Raw genomic sequence first — 18,534 nt, 5'->3', positions numbered from 1 at the left:
CTTGGCTGATATCCGCCTAATCGTGGGCCTGGGTAATCCAGGCCCCGAATATGAAAATACCCGACACAATGCCGGTGAATGGTTTCTCAACCAACTTGCCGACACCTATAACGCCCCGCTAAAACCAGAAACCAAATTCTTCGGTAAGACTGCTCGCATTACTATTGCTGGTAAAGATGTCCGTTTGCTCTACCCCACTACGTTTATGAATAAAAGTGGACAAGCCGTAGCAGCACTGGCTAATTTTTACCGCATAGAACCAGAACAAATATTAGTAGCATTTGACGAATTAGATTTGCCTCCCGGCGTAGCAAAATACAAAGTGGGTGGAAGTTCTAGTCAAAACGGCGTACGTGACATTGTGGCTAAAATGGGTAACAACAAGAATTTTTTGCGTTTGCGCATAGGTATTGGTCATCCAGGTCATAAAAGCCGAGTAACCGGCCATGTTCTTGGTAAGCCACCAGCGGATGAAAAGGCAGCTATTGAAAGCGCCGTTGATGAAGCGGTACGCTGTACCGAAATTTTGCTGAAAGAAGACCTTAAGCAAGCACAGAACAGGTTGCACTCTCACAAAGGGTAAACCTAGCCAGTTTTCACTTTTCCAAACTAAGGATCCATACCATGGGTTTTAAATGCGGTATTGTTGGCCTACCAAACGTAGGTAAATCAACACTTTTCAATGCATTAACAAAAGCAGGTATCGAAGCGGCCAACTTCCCTTTCTGTACCATCGAGCCAAACACAGGCGTAGTACCTGTGCCAGATCTTCGTTTGGACAAGTTGGCTGAAATCGTAAATCCACAGCGCGTTATTCCTACTACTATGGAATTCGTTGATATTGCGGGTTTGGTAGAAGGCGCATCTAAAGGTGAAGGCTTAGGTAATAAATTCCTAGCGAATATCCGTGAAACCGACGCTATCGGTCACGTAGTACGCTGCTTCGACGATGAAAACATAGTTCACGTTGCAGGTCGCGTTAGCCCGAAAGATGACATCGACGTTATTAATACCGAGCTTGCGCTATCTGATTTAGAAACCACAGAAAAAGCACTTCACCGTGTAGCAAAACGCGCTAAAGGCGGCGACGCTGACGCTAAGTACGAAATGAAAGTACTTGAAAAAATTAAGCCGCACCTAGATGAAGGCTTATTACTTCGTTCGCTTGAGCTTAGCAAAGAAGAACTTGCGGCAATCAGCTACATGAACATGCTTACTCTTAAGCCAACTATGTACATTGCTAACGTGAATGAAGACGGTTTTGAAAACAACCCGTATCTTGATCAGGTAAAAGAAATAGCATCTGGCGAGAATGCGACTGTAGTAGCCGTTTGCGCATCTATCGAGTCTGATATCGCGGAGCTTGAAGATGACGAGCGCGAAGAGTTTATGCAAGACATGGGCTTGGAAGAGCCGGGGCTTAACCGCGTAATTCGTGCTGGTTATAACTTGCTAACCCTTCAAACTTACTTTACTGCAGGTGTTAAAGAAGTGCGCGCTTGGACTTTCCCTGAGGGTTCAACTGCACCACAAGCAGCGGGTAAAATTCACACCGACTTCGAGAAAGGCTTTATTCGTGCCGAAATAGTGAGCTACGATCACTTTGTCGAATTTAACGGCGAACAAGGTGCTAAAGATGCAGGTAAATGGCGTCTTGAAGGTAAAGACTACATTGTTAAAGATGGTGACGTTATCCACTTCCGCTTTAACGTGTAATTTCTAATGTAGAAATTAGTGCTGTTTACAAAAGCCACCGAAAGGTGGCTTTTTTGTTTTCTGTAAACAATTGTGAAGCATACATAGGGCTGATATAACTAATAAAAAAACTAACGACTTTTACAATGATTTTTAAACAGCTTAGAAATTCTTACCCATTCTCAATATCGCAAAGCAAATCACAGCGATACTCACGGCTTAAAAAACGACAATCTTTATTTAAAGCCTCCGTTAGAACATTATGTTTACTAGGCTTTGCGAGTTTTTCCATTGCCAGTGAAACTCAGATTAAAGCGGTAAACACACAATCAGACATCAGCGGCAATGAAATGGCACCAACATTGGTGAGCAATTCCGATAGTTGGTATCAGGTACCCCAAGCTAATACGGTGACTTTTAAAACCGCACATGGCGATGTGGTTATTGCACTTCACCCAACACTTGCGCCAAAGCATGTGGCCAGGTTCAAAGCGCTTATAGACGCAGGCTTTTACAACGAGCAAGCGTTTTATCGTGTAGTAGATGGGTTTGTCGCACAAGCGGGCAGCAATGACACCCACGACACATCTCGATTTGCAGCAAATCTGCTTAAGCCAATAAGCGCTGAATTTACTCAGCCACTTAATAGCAATGTAAACGTCGTTGAATCTAAAGATATGTTTGCACCCAATACTGGCTTTTTAGACGGATTCCCAGTGGGTATAGATAAAAATCGAAAGGAAATGTGGGGGCTTCATTGCCCTGGCGTTGTGGCGTTTGCTCGCAATAGCGAAAAAGATACCGCCAGTACCGAGTTTTATATTGTAATTGGTCAAGCACCACGACACTTAGATAGAAACATGTCGGTGGTAGGCCGTGTAGTGAAGGGGATGCAATTACTTCAAAAGTTGCCTAGGGGCAATATGGATACAGGCGGCGTTTTAGATGACATAACGCAAGAAAGCAAAATTAAGCAGGCTTTTGTGCATGCAAGCAATGCAACACCTTATTTCATACAAACTCCTCACCATGAAGAATACAAAAAACGAGTGAATACAGGAAAAAACCTAGATAACCCGTTTTTTCATGATAATACCTATGGCCCGCGCCCTATTGACGTGTGTTATTACCAAACAAAAGCCAGTGACAAAGCTTGGTAAATGAGTACTTTACCCCTTGCAAGTTGTTCAAATTCACGGCTTTTTGTGCGTATTTCGCCCTAATGCGCACACTTAATGAGCATTTAAAAAAAGTTAGTAAAAAAGGGGTTGACGGTTGCCAGTCATATACGCATAATACGCGCCACTTCCTGAGAGGGAAGAGAATAGCAAGGCTACGTAGCTCAGTTGGTTAGAGCACATCACTCATAATGATGGGGTCGCAAGTTCGAATCTCGCCGTAGCCACCAATTCTCTGTTATCTCTTTTAGGAAAGTCTAGCTGCGCGGAAGTGGTGGAATTGGTAGACACGCTGGATTTAGGTTCCAGTGCTTCACGGCGTGAGAGTTCAAGTCTCTCCTTCCGCACCACGACTGGGGTATAGCCAAGTTGGTAAGGCAGCGGGTTTTGATCCCGCCATTCATAGGTTCGAGTCCTGTTACCCCAGCCATTCTTTTTGAATGACTATTATAGCTAGCGTCTACGCGGAAGTGGTGGAATTGGTAGACACGCTGGATTTAGGTTCCAGTGCTTCACGGCGTGAGAGTTCAAGTCTCTCCTTCCGCACCATTTGGGGTATAGCCAAGTTGGTAAGGCAGCGGGTTTTGATCCCGCCATTCATAGGTTCGAGTCCTGTTACCCCAGCCAAATTCTTGAGAAGCCGCTCATCGAGCGGCTTTTTATTGAAGATAAAAGTTTAGGCTACGTAGCTCAGTTGGTTAGAGCACATCACTCATAATGATGGGGTCGCAAGTTCGAATCTCGCCGTAGCCACCAACTTTTACATTCCTTAATTGGAAGTCTACATTGCGGAAGTGGTGGAATTGGTAGACACGCTGGATTTAGGTTCCAGTGCTTCACGGCGTGAGAGTTCAAGTCTCTCCTTCCGCACCAAAATTGGGGTATAGCCAAGTTGGTAAGGCAGCGGGTTTTGATCCCGCCATTCATAGGTTCGAGTCCTGTTACCCCAGCCATATTCTTGAAGAAGCCGCTCTTTTGAGCGGCTTTTTTGTTTGTGTTTACCCTTTCTAAATAGTAATGATAGATTTTACTTAAAAACTCTACGGCCTTTCCCTTCTAAATGAATAAATTTGCTATATGCGAGCATAAAACGTCATAGTTTCAGTACGTTTTCATTGTCCAATCATTTAACTGTCGTGCTAGTATTGGTTCTTTATCGATATAGCTCGGCTTACCCTAAGGTTTAGCAAATATATGTTTGCTTAAACTGAAGCGTTTGTTCTGACAACGCACCTGTCATGTTCAGTTCATCTTTACACGCCGAGCAGCTATTAAAACAATAACGAAGGAAAGTGCGTGATAAACGAATTCGTTTCATTAGTTAACAATATTCTGTGGGGAGACGGCCAGGTACTTATTATCATGCTTCTGGCGTGTGGTATTTGGTTTACCGTAAAACTAGGCGGAGTACAGCTTAGACATTTCGGTCATATGTTCAGCCTGCTTAAAGGCAGTAACACCTCTACTAAAGACGGCATCAGTTCATTCCAAGCTTTGTGTACCAGTTTATCTGCCCGCGTAGGTACGGGTAACTTAGCTGGCGTTGCAGTTGCTATATCACTAGGTGGTGCAGGCGCAATTTTTTGGATGTGGATGATTGCCCTATTAGGTATGGCCACCGGCTTTGCTGAAAGTGTTTTGGGCCAGCTTTACAAAGTACGTGACGAAAACGGCGAGTTCCGTGGCGGTCCTGCGTACTATATCAAGCAGGGACTCAATAAAACGTGGTTAGCCGTTGCCTTCTCGCTTTGTTTGTTCTTTGGCTACGGTTTTGTTTTCAGCGCTGTTCAAGCTAATACTATTACCGATGCATTAAACAATGCGTACTCTTTCCCTGCTGAATATGTTGGCCTAGCCATTATTGTCCTAGCAGCATTAATTGTAGTGGGCGGGCTTAAAAGCATCGCTCGCTTTGCCGAGTTTGTGGTTCCTTTCATGGGGATTGGCTACGTGCTAGTAGCGCTTGCCATTACCTTCATTAATATTTCCGAACTGCCAGCTATGTTACTTGATATTATAAAATCAGCATTTGGCTTGCAGGAAGCTGGCGCGGGCGCACTAGGTGCAGCTATTAAAAATGGAATCCAGCGTGGCCTCTATTCAAATGAAGCGGGTAGCGGCTCTGTACCGCACGCAGCGGCAAGTGCTGTTCCAAACCCTAATCATCCAGTATCTCAAGGTTACATTCAGATGCTTGGCGTTTTCTTAGATACCCTAGTACTGTGTACGTCTACTGCCTTTATCATTCTACTTGCTGGCGGTTCAAGCTCTGATCAAATGGAGGGCATACGCTTAACCCAAGACGCGATGAGTAGTCACTTAGGTGAAGGCGGTACCGACTTCGTGGCAGCCGCCATTAGCTTATTTGCATTTACATCTGTAGTAGCAAACTACGCCTACGGCGAAAGTAACCTGCACATGTTCAAGCTAGATAACAAAATAGGCCGTTTGGTCTACACTATTGGCTATTTAGGCATGATTTACTGGGGTGCACAAGCAGCGCTACCTCAGGTATGGGCCATGGCCGACATGGCGCTAGGTTTAATGACGGTCATCAACATCATCGCTATTGTATGGATGACCCCAACCATTGTGTCTATCAGCAAAGACTACTTTAAGAAAAAAGACAGTGGCGCAAACATGGAATACAAAGCGGGTGACTGTGAAATACAGGGTAAGTCAGAAGATGGCGTGTGGGATTAATTTCGACTTTAAATTAAGTTAGATGTTATTCCCGTAACTATGACTAAGTAGCTCTAAATAAGTCAGCTACAGCAAGAAAGGCTAACCTGAGGTTAGCCTTTCTTGCTGTAGCCATGAGTCGGCAAAAACAATTCATCATGTCATATGCATTTACTAGCAGTAACGTAAAAGTTATGAAGTCCTAAAGCGCCACTGGCAAATGCCCTGTCTTAACCCAAATTACTGTTTCTTCGTCAACGTAAGGATGATGCTGACTCATATGCGGGCTTCTTATCCATGTACCTTTGGGGTATTTACCATGCTCGTCTTTAAACGTCCCCGACAATACAAATATTTCTTCGCCACCGAAATGCTTGTGGGGCTTAAATACCTCGCCAACAGGCCACTTAACCAGCGCAACATGTTCATGCTCAAAGTTGTGAAGCGGCATCACCTCTAAACCGCCCTGCCCTTGCAGCCATTCTGCCGTATTCGTATTCACTCTAACCTCAGCTAAATCGCGCTTATCGAATTGATTCAGTTTAACCAAGATCACGCAGCCTTCTTTGCTAAACGGGCTGTGTTTACTGCCTGGTGGATTGCGCAGGTAAGTGCCTGCAGGGTAGTCTCCATTCTCATCGGAAAACACGCCTTCAAGCACTAGAATCTCTTCTCCGTACGGATGGCTATGCTGTTTGAAGCTAGCGCCAGGCTCGTATTTCACTACACTGGTTGTATGACCAGACTCTTTTGCTTCACGCTCTAACGGCTTACGCCAAACCGTGGAAGATGGCGACGGCTGCCACTCTTGCTTTTGTGTATTGATAGCTAAGCGTTCATCAAAGTTCATATTTAACATTTAGGTCACCGATTGGTATTGGCGCGTTGTCGCTATTTTCTTAAAGACCGTTACTCAGGTCTTAGCATTTCGAAAAAATTATCTTGGGATATAGTGTAGTAATCACCTCGTCCGCCGCCACGACTCACTGGCGCACTTTTTAGCGTACTGTAAACACCGTTTTCAATTAGCGACTTATCAATGTGTACGCCCACGACTTCGCCCATAATGAACCAACTATTCACCGCATCACCTGAAGCCGTCTTAAGCTGTACCACATCCGTAAGCTTACACTCCATGCTCACCTTACTGGCTTTCACGCGAGGAACCTGCACTATTTCGCTTTCTACGGCTTGAAGTCCAGCGTGGTCGAACTCGCTTTCCTCAGGTGCTAAAGGCTTGCTTGTTTTATTCATCGCATCCACCAAATCTTGCGATACAAGATTCCAACAAAACTCACCCGTTTCCTGCACGTTTATCAATGAATCTTTCTTACTGCCTACTACCGAAAAGCCGATAATTGGCGGCGTATAATTAAGGGCATTGAAAAAACTGTAAGGGGCAAGGTTTAGCACACCCGCTTTTGATTTTGTAGAAATCCACCCTATGGGGCGCGGTGCAATAATCGCGTTAAAGGGGTCGTGTGCTAAGCCATGACCTTCTTTTGGTTGATAAAAATGCGTTTGTGACAAAACCATTCCTTAAAATGTGTGGTAGGGTAAAACTACTACTGATATGAACGCTTACACGGCGTTTTTCAAGGGCTTTAGATTAAAGGTTGTTTATGACTGCACGAAGTGTCGCATTTTCGAGAACAAGACTTACTGAATTAATGGTACCGTCATTCGCTAATTTTGGCGGAAAAGTACATGGTGGCGTTATCTTATCTTTAATGGATAAGGTCGCTTACGCGTGTGCAAGTAAGCATGCAGGCGCCTACTGCGTTACGGTAACTGTCGACGGCGTTGAATTTTTACAGCCCGTTGAGGTTGGCGATCTTCTTCATCTAGATGCAACTGTGCATTATGTTGGGAACACATCGTTAGTTGTGGGGATAAAGGTAACCACGGAGAACATAAAAACGAACGAGGTTAAGCATACTAACAATAGCTTCTTCACCATGGTAGCCAAAGATGACAGCGGTAAACCTGTGGCCGTTCCTGAACTTGAACTATCTACTCACTATGAAATGCGAAACTTTGTCACCGCTATTCGTCGCAGTAAAATTCGTAAAGAAGCGCAAGTTAAGCTTCAACGTGATTACGATGCATTTATTCCTAAAGAAGACTTTGCGCTTCTCGATGCGCATAGATGCACCGTTAATTTTGACCGGGATGATGTGCCTGTAAAACAAAACGATGAAGGTTAGAGGGTAAATCTGAGAGCAAAGGACTTATAGTAGTACCGCAATATACATTTAATTTTGACTATGTTGCGCTGTCCACCAGTAGCATCTTGCCCAGCAAATAAAAAGCCCCCTAAGGTTGTACATCTAACCTTAGGGGGCTTTTCAAATTACTACTCTAGTATTTCTACGTTTATTCTGAGCGCTTAATTAAAAACGATATGCAACTTTTCCGTAAACAAAGCGGCCGGTGAAGCCGTAAGGCGAAAAGCCTGAGTAAGAAAACAGGCGAGAGAAAGTCGTTACTTCATCAACAAGATCTCGCGTTGGCTCTGGGTATACATCAAAGACATTATTAGCACCTACAGAAACGGTTAACCCTTCCGTTAGCGCAATGCGGATATCTAAATCTGTAATCCATTCTGACGGAATGATTTCATTTCTTGCTTCAACTGATGATGGATCTTCTACTTCACCATACCGTGTAGTACGAAGCGTAGTGGTGTAACGGTCGTAATTCCACGTGACACCTAAGTTTAGCTTGCTGTCAGGTGAAGCAGTTTCGAAACGACGAAGCTCTACATCATCAAACAAGTTATCCTGATCAAACCCTGCATTTTGAAGTACATCAGGTGCATCGATTACACTGGTTACTTCATTATCATTAAAGTTAGCGCCTGCGTTAAAGTTGAATGCACCGTAGTCTGCCGTATTAAGTGTATAAGTAGAAACAATATCTACGCCCTCGGTACGTGAATCAATCGCGTTTAAGAAGAATCGCGCTTGGTTAGCGCCCGTTCCCTCTAGTAATGCTTCAATTGCTTCACCCGAAAGGTTGTTAGACAGCACAATACGATCATCAATATCAATGCGGTAGAAGTCTACGGTTAAGTTGAAGTCCGCTGTGGGCGAGTAGGTAAAACCTGCACTGTAGTTATTCGACTCTTCTGCATCTAAGCCTGGGCTACCAAGCGCTTGTGCAACCTCACTTGATGGCGCAAAGGTGCCAGTTTCAGTTGGCTCGCCGTCAACAAATACGGTGGCAATAGAGGTAAAATACTGCTGCTGAAGAGACGGTGCTCTGAAGCCTGTTGATACCGACGCACGAAGAGCAAATGCATCACTGACAGTTACACGGTGCGACATTTTCCAGTTAAAGGTGCTGCCAAAATCAGAATAATCCTCATAGCGCCCTGCCACTGCTACATTCCAGTTTTCTACAACATCGGCTTCCACATCAACGTAAAAGCTGTAGTTGTGACGGCTATTATCACCTGCAGACTCTGGAGTGAAGCCAGGGAATACTTGCGCGCCAGCCGCGCCAAACGGCCCATCTACTGGGTCAGTTACCGCACCACCGGGGCCAAAGGTACCTTGAATGTATGAGTTTTCTTCGCCTGCAGTTATTTCGTAGCTTTCGTGACGGTATTCAGCCCCCATTGCGAAGTTCATTTCACTGTAGAACAACCCCGTATCAACCAATCGTGACGCGTCTGCATTAATGATAGTGGTATCGTACTCTAGCGTACCGGCATCAAACTCAGTTTGGCTTGTTGGGCCAAGTGACGTGTTTAATGTGTTTACTACACCGTATTCTAGCTCGTTACCACCGTGAGTCAGTGACAAATCATAATTCCAGACATCCCCATAACCTTTTATGCCAGCGATAAGCGACATATCTGTAATGTCGGTTTGGATAGAAGGTAAGAAACCATCTTCATAAATCTCAACGATATTACGTGAGTCTTGTGCCCGACGATAAAAGCCACTACCAAGAGAGTCACGAGTGCTATAACCGGCTGTAGTGTAAAACTCAATGCTATCGGTGAGTGCTTTACCCGCATTGATAAACAGTGCGTAGTCTTCTACCTCGCCATTTCCATAAACGTGGTTGTAGCGATTAACCGTAAGCTCACGAGGGTCTATATTACCCTCTGCATCGCGGGCATAGTTTTCTCGCTGATCGTAGTCTGCGCGATTTGCTTGGCCGCGGTCGCGATATTCTGCAGAAACGTTTACAAAGCCATCGTCACCCCACTCAAAGCCCATGTTACCGCGAAGGGTAAAGGTTTGACCGTCGGTTACCTCTCGGTCACTGCCTTCTTCAAATGCTAAATTACCGTCAGCGCCAATACTTACCCCTTCAAGGTTAGGTACGCCGTCCATAGTCGTTACGTTAGCACCGTAAGTCGCCGATACTTCGCCACCTTCAGCGGCGTCTTTCAATACTATATTGATTACGCCAGCGATAGCGTCTGAACCATATTGCGCTGCCGCTCCGTCGCGCAACACTTCAATTCGTTTGATAGCGTTAGCAGGAATTGCGTTTAAATCTACTGCCGACGAGCCTCGCCCTACCGATCCATTAAGATTAAGCAGCGCTGAAGTATGACGGCGTTTTCCATTTACCAATACCAAGGTATGGTCAGGTGCTAAGCCTCGCAGCTGGGCTGGACGCACGTGATCTGTACCATCTGTAACAGAGGGTTGAGGAAAGTTAAAGCTTGGCAGCAACTGATTTAAAATCATATTGGTTTCAGTTAAGCCCGTCGCTTCTATCGAAGAAGCGTCGATGATATCGATGGGAACAGGAGAGTCATTGACAGTGCGACCAACTCGTCGTGAACCTACAATTTGAATTTGCTCAACATCTTGCTCATCAACAGAAGCTTGGTCTTGTGCAAGAACCGACGTGGAAAAAGGCATTCCAGCTATTGCAGAAGCAATAAGGGAAAGCTTAAAAGCAGAAGCGTTAAATTTTGCCTGTTGCATTGTGTTGTTCCTGAATTCTTTTAAATTTTACTTATTGAAGTGTGCTGTCTTGTACTTAACCGCGTTGATTTGGGTTTAAATACAATAACTTCATTCTGTTGTTGGGGTACTGCTAAACGTCAGATTGTCTGGGTAGACTTATTATTATTAGAGATGAAAAGCACCGGGTGCTTTCGAACTGAGTAAATCACAAATAGATTCGCTCGCACAATACTAAAGTAGTAATAAAAGCGTAATATCGACGACAAGTAGATTTTTAAAGGTGAAGCGACGGAATTATCTTTTTTTAGACTAAACGAGCCAATAATAAGGGGTTGTAACTCTTGGGAGCCATTGTTGCCAAACTAAATGGGATACAAAAAAAGCGCTCTGTTAAGAGCGCTCTCTATCATATTGGGTGGGGTTAGCACTTACGCCTTTTTAAGCTTCTTCTTAAGTTTTTTGAGCTTCCCTTCTTGCTTAGCAATTTTAGCTTTAGTTACCTTTATTTCTTTTTTAAGTTCTTTTTTCTTAGCCATGATTTAGTTCCTTATCATTATTTGTAGTGTTGACCTTACACAAATGTTATTTGGTAAAGCCGTTATTTATCGCCATGCTTGGCGATAAATTCTCGAATAAAATGCCTAACTTCGCGAGCAGCTGACGTGTCCATCTCTTCGCATAACGCGATAAATTGCGCCCGCTCTTCGTCGTTAATACGAATAATCATCTGACTATTCTTTTTCTTCTTTTTGTTATTTTTCTCAGACATTTACGACCTGCGCTAAAAGTAAACTACATTATCCGAATTAAAAATGTATAGCCTATGTATATACATTTCAAGAGGTTTTGAACTTTTTCGTAGGATTTTTCATAAAAGCGTCATAACGTTGTCACAATAGTGACTTTAGGCTAGGACATAGTTCTGTTATGAAAATAACGTCAACTAATGCAAAAAATCAGAAGTGAAGTAGACATGACACAAGCACATTCGATAACTCACCTATCTTGTTTCATTGAAGCGGTTGCTATTGCAAAGCAAAACAAATGTAATAACTGTGATGACCTGAAAGCACTGTTACAGCAGAAAGGTTATGAAGCGTTAATCGCGAGTGAAACTGTAGAAGAGTTGAGCCCCCAGCTACCCTTGGCGTCCTAAACCGTTATTTTCGATGCACTTAGCATTCCTGTTTACGGTATGAGTCTGAACCACTATTAAGTGCGCAGATAATTGAGCGTTTTCGCTAACTCTTCTGCCCATCTCCAAAAACGAAAAACGGAAGCCAAGCTTCCGTTTTCAATCGTTCGCGTAATACGCTTACTTCGGTGACCATTCAAATTGCTTGAACGGCTCATCAACCGGTGTTTCGGCTAAGTGGTTTGTATAGTTACTCATCACTTTTTGCGCCAAAATAAGAATAATTTCAAGTAGTTGCTGGTGCTCGTAGCCTGCACTATAAAACGCATCTAGCTGTGCACTATCAACATTGCCTCGTCCGCGAGTTACGGCAAGTACGGTCTCTTTTAGCGTATTTAATTTGCTATCAGACAATGTTTCATCGTTGCGTAGCTCTTCAATTAAGTCATCACTTACTTTCATGCTTTTAGCAATACCAGTATGCGCAGGTACACAGTAATGACATGCGTGTTCTACGTTTACTGCCTGCCAAACTACTGTTAGTTCTTCTGCGTTGAACGAGGTTTCTTGGGCTAGCTTGTGTAGTACTTGATAACCTTCGAGCAACGTTGGCGCTTCTGCCATTACTGCATGTAGGTTAGGAAGCATACCGAATGCGCTAACCGAATTATCGATTAGTGGCTTTGCCGCCTCTGGCGCTGTGTCTTTTGTGTGTAATTTAAAATCGCTCATATCACTCTCCTATTGATGTGACTAGAAATTAAAGTAACCCTTTTGATTACCCTTACCTCTTTAATGTGAGATCAATAATATGTTTACTTGAACGATCGTTCAAGCGATAATTGAACACATGTTCAAAATATTCACGCATAAGGTATGCAGCTATGAAATATGATCACGATGATATTATTGAAAAAGCCACTACGCTTTTTTGGCAACGAGGCTTTCATGCTGCGGGTATGCGCGATATTCAACAAGCGTTAGATATGCGCCCCGGCAGTATCTACGCTCGCTTTCAAAGTAAAGAAGGTTTATTCAAGCTTGTTGTTGAACAATATGCGCAAAATAGCGCAGCGCGGTTAAAGCAAGTAGCACAGGCCGAATCGCCTTTAAATGCGCTTTATAGCTTTTTTGAAACGGCACTAACTGGCCCTGATGAACAGCGCTATATGCGCCAGTGCTTGCTAGTAAAGTCTATTGCAGAACTAGATATCATTGGTGATGTGGCAAAAAAAGCCGTACTTGAGAGCATGCAAACCCTTAAGGCTGGTTTCAGAGATATTATAGAAGCCTGTATAGAAAACGGTGAACTGCCTGAACATACACCAACGAAACTGGCCGCAGAGTGGCTTCAAAATCAATTCGTAGGTTTACGTGCGTTCGCTCTTATGCAAGATGAAAACACAGCAACTATTCAGATGATCGACAAAGTAATGATCGATTTAAAAGGGCAATGGCCTCAAAAAACGCATTAATGTGGGTTACGGCTGAAAGGGGCTCAAAGGGGCTGAAACAGCGTATTTTCACAATGAGTGCTTTAACAGCAGTTGCATAGAATATGGCTTAAATAAACAAACGCCTCGGAATAACTCTCTTTATCCATGCGAAAAAGTTATTTTTGCTAGCTTTTGAATCAAGAGGGGTTCGCTTTATTTCAATCCACTGTTCTTGGTCATCAATTACTTTACCATCAGTAAAAGGGACGTATAACTGGTCACCTTCAAAGTGGGTTCTAAACTCTAAGTAAAAGTCGCCTTGCAGCTCCTCAAGTAAGGCATCAGACTCTCCCAACCCGTCGGGAAGAAAATAATAAAACTGAGTAAGAATAAGTCTTCCTTCCGCACTCAACTGGTAACTCCCTGTGTATCCATCCCAGCAAGCAGACATTACCTCAACCTTTTCGGGGTCAGGTTTACTCTTCAACTGATAAGAATGTTTTTCGCCTTCTTCTGATGGGTGCCCTTGCCAAATATAGTAGAGGCTATAGCCTTTTAAACTAACTAACGGACATTGATTAGAGAACCCCTGCGAGAACTGTACGGTCATTCCTTTGAGCCTTTTTAATTATGAATAGAGTTAGCTTAAACAAATGGCAAGATTTTGCGACTTTTCAAAACCTAAGCAAAAGCTTTTAGGAGAAGAGCAAACGCAGTAATTGCGCAACAAGCAATATTCCCATTAAAGGCCAAATCCACTTCGCCCATTTAGCCGCGTCTTCATTACTAATGCGCATTTTAGAGCGCTCTATTAGCGGTATAATCAATGCCAATGCACCAAACAATACAGCCAGTAAAATTAATACTTCCATTATCGTAACCCTATCGCATATTTAAGCACTTGTTGTTTAGCAGGCTCCATGCGCTGCGCCACAGAAAGCAGCTGGTTTCTTACCCATTTAATGGGGGCAATATCGTTACTAAACAAGGTATAGAACCCATCCATTGCGCTCATCATTACCAAGTTATCTCGCTTTCGTGGCCTTTCATAGTCGTTGGCGAGCATTTGCAAAAATCGTTTATCCGTAAGCGACAGTTCACCAGTACTGTGGCTGCAATTAATCTTAGCGGTAACAGATAAAAACGCCTCTATATCTTTAAAGCCTAAGTTCACACCCTGCCCCGCCAATGGATTAATGGTGTGCGCTGCATCGCCAATTAGCACACAGCAGCCCTTAACATAGTGATTAGCATGAGAACGGGTAAGCGGAAAAACCGCTTTATCTAAAACAGAAAAGCTGTTGTCATTTTTAGTGAGTTCATCAGGAAACGTTTCAAGGATTTCACTTTCAAGTTGGCTAGCTTTTAAACTTTTTATACGTTTTAGTTCGTCGTGCGAGTCGTACCACACGAGCGAGGCATAATTGTCGAACATAGGCAAAAACGCTTTTGGGCCGCTTGAGGTAAATTGCTGCCAGGTCACAGGCTCTACAGGCTTTTCCATTTTGATTGTTATACCCATTGCCTGTTGGGCATACTGCCAACCTGTAGTGCCAATACCGGCCGCTTTTCTTACCTGAGAGTTTGCACCATCGGCACCAATAAGCCACTTAGCCTCAATCGTTTTGCCACTAGATAGTTTAACGGTAGCAGTATTGGCTAACTGAATGTCTTGCACTGTATGCCCACTAATAAGCTCAACATTGTCATACTGTTTTAGTGCTTCGTGGCAACCTAGTTGCAACAATCGGTTTTCTACAAAGAAACCCAACTGAGGCATGTCGATACTTTGGGCGGTAAAATCTGTTCGATGAGACGGGTGGTCCCATACACTTAAACCTGTGTAGGGTTTCACGCGCATGGCAGCAATATGGTCCCACGCTCCCAATGCTTTTAATAGAGTAACCGACGCCTCACTTATGGCAGAGACCCGTAAGTCCGGGCCATCTTCAGCTTTATATGTTGCAGGTAAATAAGGCTCGATTACCGCTACTTTAAACTGCTGTTGGGCCAGACCTAGGGCGAGTGCCGCACCCACCATACCACCGCCATTTATACAAAAATCGACCATTTACTCTCCTTAAAACACGCACTTGCATTATGTCTTAAAACACAAAGCGCTGTGAAGTAAAACGTACAACAGGCTTGGCTTAGATCAATTCTTCACGAATCGTCGTAAGACACTGGGAATATGCCTGCATAACAGGTAAAATATGCGGCTATTTTGAACATCTTCCTGTAACTGACATTTCCGATGCATTTTGCATGGGCGCTTTCAACGCCCTATGCAGGATAACATTCTGGCAGACACCTTAACTGAACCAAGGTGATACTGCTTTCACTTACAGGAACACTAACAGGTTATCGAATAGTTGTTATGACTAAAAAGCTGTATATCAAAACCTGGGGCTGCCAAATGAACGAGTACGACTCGGAAAAAATGGCAGACTTACTAGACTCAACGCATGGCTTTAGCGCTGCACAAAGTGCTGAAGAAGCCGACGTTATCTTGCTTAACACCTGCTCTATTCGCGAAAAAGCGCAAGAGAAGGTTTTTCATCAACTTGGTCGCTGGAAGACGTTAAAGCAAGACAAGCCTGAACTTATTATTGGTGTAGGCGGCTGTGTGGCTTCTCAAGAAGGTGACACTATACGCCAGCGTGCGCCGTTCGTAGACTTGGTATTTGGCCCTCAAACGCTGCACCGTTTGCCTGAAATGATCAACGAACTTCAAGGCGGCGCAAAGTCAGTGATTGACGTGAGCTTCCCTGAAATTGAAAAGTTTGATCGCCTGCCTGAGCCACGTGCTGAAGGCCCAACGGCGTTCGTTTCAATTATGGAAGGCTGTTCAAAATATTGTACGTTCTGCGTAGTACCTTACACCCGTGGTGAAGAAGTAAGCCGCCCAGTGGACGACGTATTGCTTGAAATTGCACAGCTTGCAGGTCAAGGCGTACGTGAAGTAAATCTTCTAGGTCAAAACGTTAACGCGTACCGCGGTGAGAATTACGACGGTACAATTTGTCGCTTCTCTGAGCTGCTTGAATTGGTTGCCGCCATCGACGGCATCGATAGGATTCGTTACACCACATCTCATCCGGTTGAGTTTACTGACGATATCATTGAAGCATACGCGTCTATCCCTGAGTTAGTTGACCACCTGCACTTGCCTGTTCAAAGCGGTTCTGACCGGATTTTGAACCTGATGAAGCGCGGTCATACTGCTTTAGAATACAAATCTAAAATGCGTAAGCTGAAAAAAATTCGCCCTAACATTAGTTTGTCGAGCGACTTCATCATTGGCTTCCCTGGTGAGACCGATGCCGACTTTGAAGCTACTATGGATTTAATTCAGGCCGTGGATTATGACCTTAGCTTCAGCTTTATTTACAGTGCTCGCCCAGGTACACCTGCTGCCGATGCAGTGGATGATGTAAGTGAAGAAACTAAGAAGCAACGTCTTCACTTACTACAGCAGCGTATTACGCAGCAAGCCCTTCGTATTGCGCGTCACATGGTTGGCACTGAGCAGCGAATTTTGGTTGAAGGCCCGTCTAAGAAAAACCCAATGGAGCTTTCTGGACGTACTGAAAACAACCGCGTAGTAAACTTTGAAGGCACACCAGATATGATTGGCGAATTCGTTGATGTAAACATCACAGACGTATTTACCAACTCACTTCGTGGTGAAGTTGTGCGCAGAGAAAGCGAAATGGGCTTGCGTGTTGCAGTTTCGCCCCAATCTATCATGGCAAAGCATCAGGCAGATTTGCCTAATGAGCTTGGCGTGGGTCAATTTAACCCAGCCTAAAAACAATTTTATAGCGAGGAAAAGAGTAGCTTGAGTACATTGGTTAGTAACGAATTTGATTTAGAACCGGCAGATAGCAAACGTTTGTCGAGTTTATGTGGCCCCTTTGATGACAACATTAAACAAATTGAGCGCAGGCTGGGTGTAGAAATTACCTACCGAAATAACGCGTTCAAGGTGTTGGGTGAACCGCAGCAAATAAAAAGTGCTAGCGAATTACTTAAGCTTCTTTATATAGAAACACAACCTATCAAGGGTCGTATTCCTGAGCTAGAAGCAGAGCAAGTTCATCTTGCCATTCAAGAAGCCCGCGTTATTGAAAAAGACGCAACGGGTGGTTATGGCAAAGAGATCAATATTAAAACTAAGCGCGGTGTTATAAAGCCGCGTAACCCAAACCAAGCGCAGTATGTGGCAAACATTGTTAACCACGATATTGCTTTTGGTATTGGGCCTGCCGGAACAGGTAAAACTTACCTTGCTGTAGCCGCTGCTGTCGATGCGCTTGAGCGCCAAGAAATTCGCCGAATATTGCTTACCCGCCCAGCGGTAGAAGCTGGTGAAAAACTCGGTTTCTTGCCAGGCGATCTTTCGCAAAAAGTAGACCCTTACTTGCGACCGCTTTACGATGCCCTATTTGAAATGCTGGGCTTCGAAAAAGTAGAAAAGCTAATGGAGCGCAACGTAATTGAAGTTGCGCCATTAGCCTACATGCGTGGTCGCACGCTAAACGACGCCTTCATCATTTTGGATGAAAGCCAGAATACCACGGTAGAGCAAATGAAAATGTTCTTAACCCGTATTGGTTTTAATTCAAAAGCCGTCATCACCGGTGACATTACGCAAGTAGATTTACCTCGAGGTGCAAAATCAGGCCTACGCCACGCCATCGAAGTATTAAGCGAAGTGGATGACATTTCCTTCAACTTCTTTAATGCGGAAGACGTGGTTCGCCACCCTGTGGTTGCGCGTATTGTAAGAGCTTACGAAGTGCACGACGCTGAACAAGAGCGTATTCGCAAAGCGCGAAAAGAAGAAGCGTTGCGTGTTCAGCGTGAACAGTCGGCGCCCAGCCTTGAGCCAACTAGCAATAATAGCCCTGAGCTAACTGACGGCAACAATCATGAGCAATCAAACGATGCTCGAACGAAAGACGACAGTGCATCGTGACAGCCATTATTGATGTACAACAAGCATTTGAAGGTGACGAGACTATTTTATCAGCCATTCCGTCACCTTCAGAACTTGAGCTTTGGGCTAATGCTGTTCTCAAGTATGAAGGTTTGAACGAGCAAGAAGTCACCATTCGCTTTACCGACGAAGCAGAAAGCCAAAGCCTCAATCGTGAATACCGAGGCAAAGATAAACCGACAAACGTGCTATCGTTTCCCTTCGAAGCGCCGCCCGGCATTGAAATCAACTTATTAGGCGACTTAGTTATTTGTGCCCCTGTTATTAGTCGTGAAGCTGAAGAGCAGCAAAAGAGAGTGAGCGATCACTACACGCACATGACGGTTCACGGTCTATTGCATTTAATGGGTTATGACCATATTGACGATGCAGATGCCGAGGAAATGGAAAGCAAAGAAATTGATATTCTAGCTAGCCTTGGTATAGATAACCCTTATGAAGTCAACGATTAACAAATAACCATAACCAT

General features: G+C 44.2%; 18 protein-coding genes and 8 tRNA genes. 18 read left to right on the top strand and 8 right to left on the bottom strand.

Annotated features, from left to right (window positions below; all coding sequences use genetic code 11):
* The first annotated feature begins 1 nt into the window (after position 1).
* The 12 genes from pth (at position 2) to IW644_RS02370 (ending at position 5,576) form a co-directional block, all read left to right on the top strand.
* Entirely contained in the window at positions 2-583 is a 582-nt protein-coding gene (gene pth, locus IW644_RS02425) for an aminoacyl-tRNA hydrolase (RefSeq protein ID WP_025254772.1), read from the top strand.
* Between the two features lie 41 nt (positions 584-624).
* The gene (ychF, locus tag IW644_RS02420; protein WP_179982965.1) at positions 625-1,716 is read left to right on the top strand and encodes a redox-regulated ATPase YchF; all 1,092 of its coding nucleotides are present in this window, start codon (positions 625-627) and stop codon (positions 1,714-1,716) included.
* Between the two features lie 125 nt (positions 1,717-1,841).
* Complete coding sequence (locus IW644_RS02415; protein ID WP_269916258.1) at positions 1,842-2,855, top strand: peptidylprolyl isomerase; 1,014 nt, start codon at positions 1,842-1,844, stop codon at positions 2,853-2,855.
* Between the two features lie 171 nt (positions 2,856-3,026).
* A tRNA-Met gene (locus IW644_RS02410) sits at positions 3,027-3,103 on the top strand.
* 35 nt (positions 3,104-3,138) lie between these two features.
* A tRNA-Leu gene (locus tag IW644_RS02405) sits at positions 3,139-3,223 on the top strand.
* 4 nt (positions 3,224-3,227) lie between these two features.
* Positions 3,228-3,303: transfer RNA gene (locus IW644_RS02400), tRNA-Gln, on the top strand.
* A gap of 34 nt (positions 3,304-3,337) precedes the next feature.
* A tRNA-Leu gene (locus IW644_RS02395) sits at positions 3,338-3,422 on the top strand.
* Positions 3,423-3,424: 2 nt separating this feature from the next.
* Positions 3,425-3,500: transfer RNA gene (locus tag IW644_RS02390), tRNA-Gln, on the top strand.
* Between the two features lie 52 nt (positions 3,501-3,552).
* A tRNA-Met gene (locus IW644_RS02385) sits at positions 3,553-3,629 on the top strand.
* 32 nt (positions 3,630-3,661) lie between these two features.
* Positions 3,662-3,746 (top strand) — tRNA-Leu (locus tag IW644_RS02380).
* A gap of 4 nt (positions 3,747-3,750) precedes the next feature.
* Positions 3,751-3,826 (top strand) — tRNA-Gln (locus tag IW644_RS02375).
* A 343-nt stretch (positions 3,827-4,169) separates the two neighbouring features.
* Positions 4,170-5,576 (top strand): alanine/glycine:cation symporter family protein, encoded by a 1,407-nt coding sequence (locus IW644_RS02370; RefSeq protein WP_269916257.1) that lies wholly within the window; start codon positions 4,170-4,172, stop codon positions 5,574-5,576.
* Positions 5,577-5,757: 181 nt separating this feature from the next.
* Here IW644_RS02370 and IW644_RS02365 read toward each other — a convergent pair whose 3' ends face one another.
* Together IW644_RS02365 and IW644_RS02360 are read right to left on the bottom strand one after the other, a co-directional pair.
* Positions 5,758-6,414, bottom strand: a complete 657-nt coding sequence (locus tag IW644_RS02365; RefSeq protein ID WP_269916256.1) for a cupin domain-containing protein — start codon at positions 6,412-6,414, stop codon at positions 5,758-5,760.
* A 50-nt stretch (positions 6,415-6,464) separates the two neighbouring features.
* Positions 6,465-7,085: a flavin reductase family protein gene (locus tag IW644_RS02360; protein WP_269916255.1), complete on the bottom strand. Its 621-nt coding sequence runs from the start codon at positions 7,083-7,085 to the stop codon at positions 6,465-6,467.
* A 92-nt stretch (positions 7,086-7,177) separates the two neighbouring features.
* On the opposite strand from IW644_RS02360, the gene IW644_RS02355 reads away from it, so the two are divergent.
* Positions 7,178-7,762 carry an acyl-CoA thioesterase gene (locus tag IW644_RS02355; protein ID WP_269916254.1) on the top strand — a complete coding sequence of 195 codons (585 nt, stop codon included), beginning with the start codon at positions 7,178-7,180 and terminating at the stop codon, positions 7,760-7,762.
* A gap of 186 nt (positions 7,763-7,948) precedes the next feature.
* On the opposite strand, the gene IW644_RS02350 is transcribed toward IW644_RS02355, so the two are convergent.
* Together IW644_RS02350 and IW644_RS02345 are read right to left on the bottom strand one after the other, a co-directional pair.
* On the bottom strand, positions 7,949-10,510 hold the full coding sequence (locus IW644_RS02350) for a TonB-dependent receptor plug domain-containing protein (protein WP_269916253.1): 2,562 nt from the start codon (positions 10,508-10,510) through the stop codon (positions 7,949-7,951).
* 580 nt (positions 10,511-11,090) lie between these two features.
* Complete coding sequence (locus IW644_RS02345) at positions 11,091-11,261, bottom strand: hypothetical protein (protein WP_269916252.1); 171 nt, start codon at positions 11,259-11,261, stop codon at positions 11,091-11,093.
* A 177-nt stretch (positions 11,262-11,438) separates the two neighbouring features.
* Between IW644_RS02345 and IW644_RS02340 the strand changes: the two genes are divergently transcribed.
* Positions 11,439-11,648: a hypothetical protein gene (locus IW644_RS02340; protein ID WP_269916251.1), complete on the top strand. Its 210-nt coding sequence runs from the start codon at positions 11,439-11,441 to the stop codon at positions 11,646-11,648.
* Positions 11,649-11,807: 159 nt separating this feature from the next.
* On the opposite strand, the gene IW644_RS02335 is transcribed toward IW644_RS02340, so the two are convergent.
* On the bottom strand, positions 11,808-12,359 hold the full coding sequence (locus tag IW644_RS02335) for a carboxymuconolactone decarboxylase family protein (protein WP_269916250.1): 552 nt from the start codon (positions 12,357-12,359) through the stop codon (positions 11,808-11,810).
* 152 nt (positions 12,360-12,511) lie between these two features.
* Here IW644_RS02335 and IW644_RS02330 point away from each other — a divergent pair, with 152 nt between their 5' ends.
* Positions 12,512-13,102 carry a TetR/AcrR family transcriptional regulator gene (locus IW644_RS02330; protein ID WP_269916249.1) on the top strand — a complete coding sequence of 197 codons (591 nt, stop codon included), beginning with the start codon at positions 12,512-12,514 and terminating at the stop codon, positions 13,100-13,102.
* Between the two features lie 88 nt (positions 13,103-13,190).
* Here IW644_RS02330 and IW644_RS02325 read toward each other — a convergent pair whose 3' ends face one another.
* From IW644_RS02325 to IW644_RS02315, 3 genes are all read right to left on the bottom strand, one after another.
* The gene (locus IW644_RS02325; protein WP_269916248.1) at positions 13,191-13,673 is read right to left on the bottom strand and encodes a hypothetical protein; all 483 of its coding nucleotides are present in this window, start codon (positions 13,671-13,673) and stop codon (positions 13,191-13,193) included.
* Positions 13,674-13,758: 85 nt separating this feature from the next.
* On the bottom strand, positions 13,759-13,935 hold the full coding sequence (locus IW644_RS02320; protein ID WP_162889809.1) for a hypothetical protein: 177 nt from the start codon (positions 13,933-13,935) through the stop codon (positions 13,759-13,761).
* On the bottom strand, positions 13,935-15,134 hold the full coding sequence (locus IW644_RS02315) for an FAD-dependent monooxygenase (RefSeq protein ID WP_269916247.1): 1,200 nt from the start codon (positions 15,132-15,134) through the stop codon (positions 13,935-13,937). The genes IW644_RS02320 and IW644_RS02315 overlap by 1 nt, the downstream gene beginning before the upstream one ends.
* Positions 15,135-15,440: 306 nt before the next feature.
* Between IW644_RS02315 and miaB the strand changes: the two genes are divergently transcribed.
* Genes miaB through ybeY form a run of 3 tightly spaced genes read left to right on the top strand, consistent with a single transcriptional unit; the run spans position 15,441 to position 18,517 of the window.
* Positions 15,441-16,874, top strand: a complete 1,434-nt coding sequence (gene miaB / locus IW644_RS02310) for a tRNA (N6-isopentenyl adenosine(37)-C2)-methylthiotransferase MiaB (RefSeq protein ID WP_269916246.1) — start codon at positions 15,441-15,443, stop codon at positions 16,872-16,874.
* Between the two features lie 30 nt (positions 16,875-16,904).
* Positions 16,905-18,044, top strand: coding sequence for a PhoH family protein (locus tag IW644_RS02305; RefSeq protein ID WP_269916245.1), 1,140 nt, complete (start codon positions 16,905-16,907; stop codon positions 18,042-18,044).
* Complete coding sequence (gene ybeY, locus IW644_RS02300) at positions 18,041-18,517, top strand: rRNA maturation RNase YbeY (RefSeq protein WP_269916244.1); 477 nt, start codon at positions 18,041-18,043, stop codon at positions 18,515-18,517. Before IW644_RS02305 ends, ybeY begins: the two co-directional genes overlap by 4 nt.
* Positions 18,518-18,534 lie beyond the last annotated feature (17 nt).

It is taken from the genome of Alteromonas sp. PRIM-21, from assembly GCF_027563165.1.
Lineage (GTDB): Bacteria > Pseudomonadota > Gammaproteobacteria > Enterobacterales > Alteromonadaceae > Alteromonas > Alteromonas macleodii_A.
This window is presented reverse-complemented; position numbering and strand designations above follow the sequence as displayed.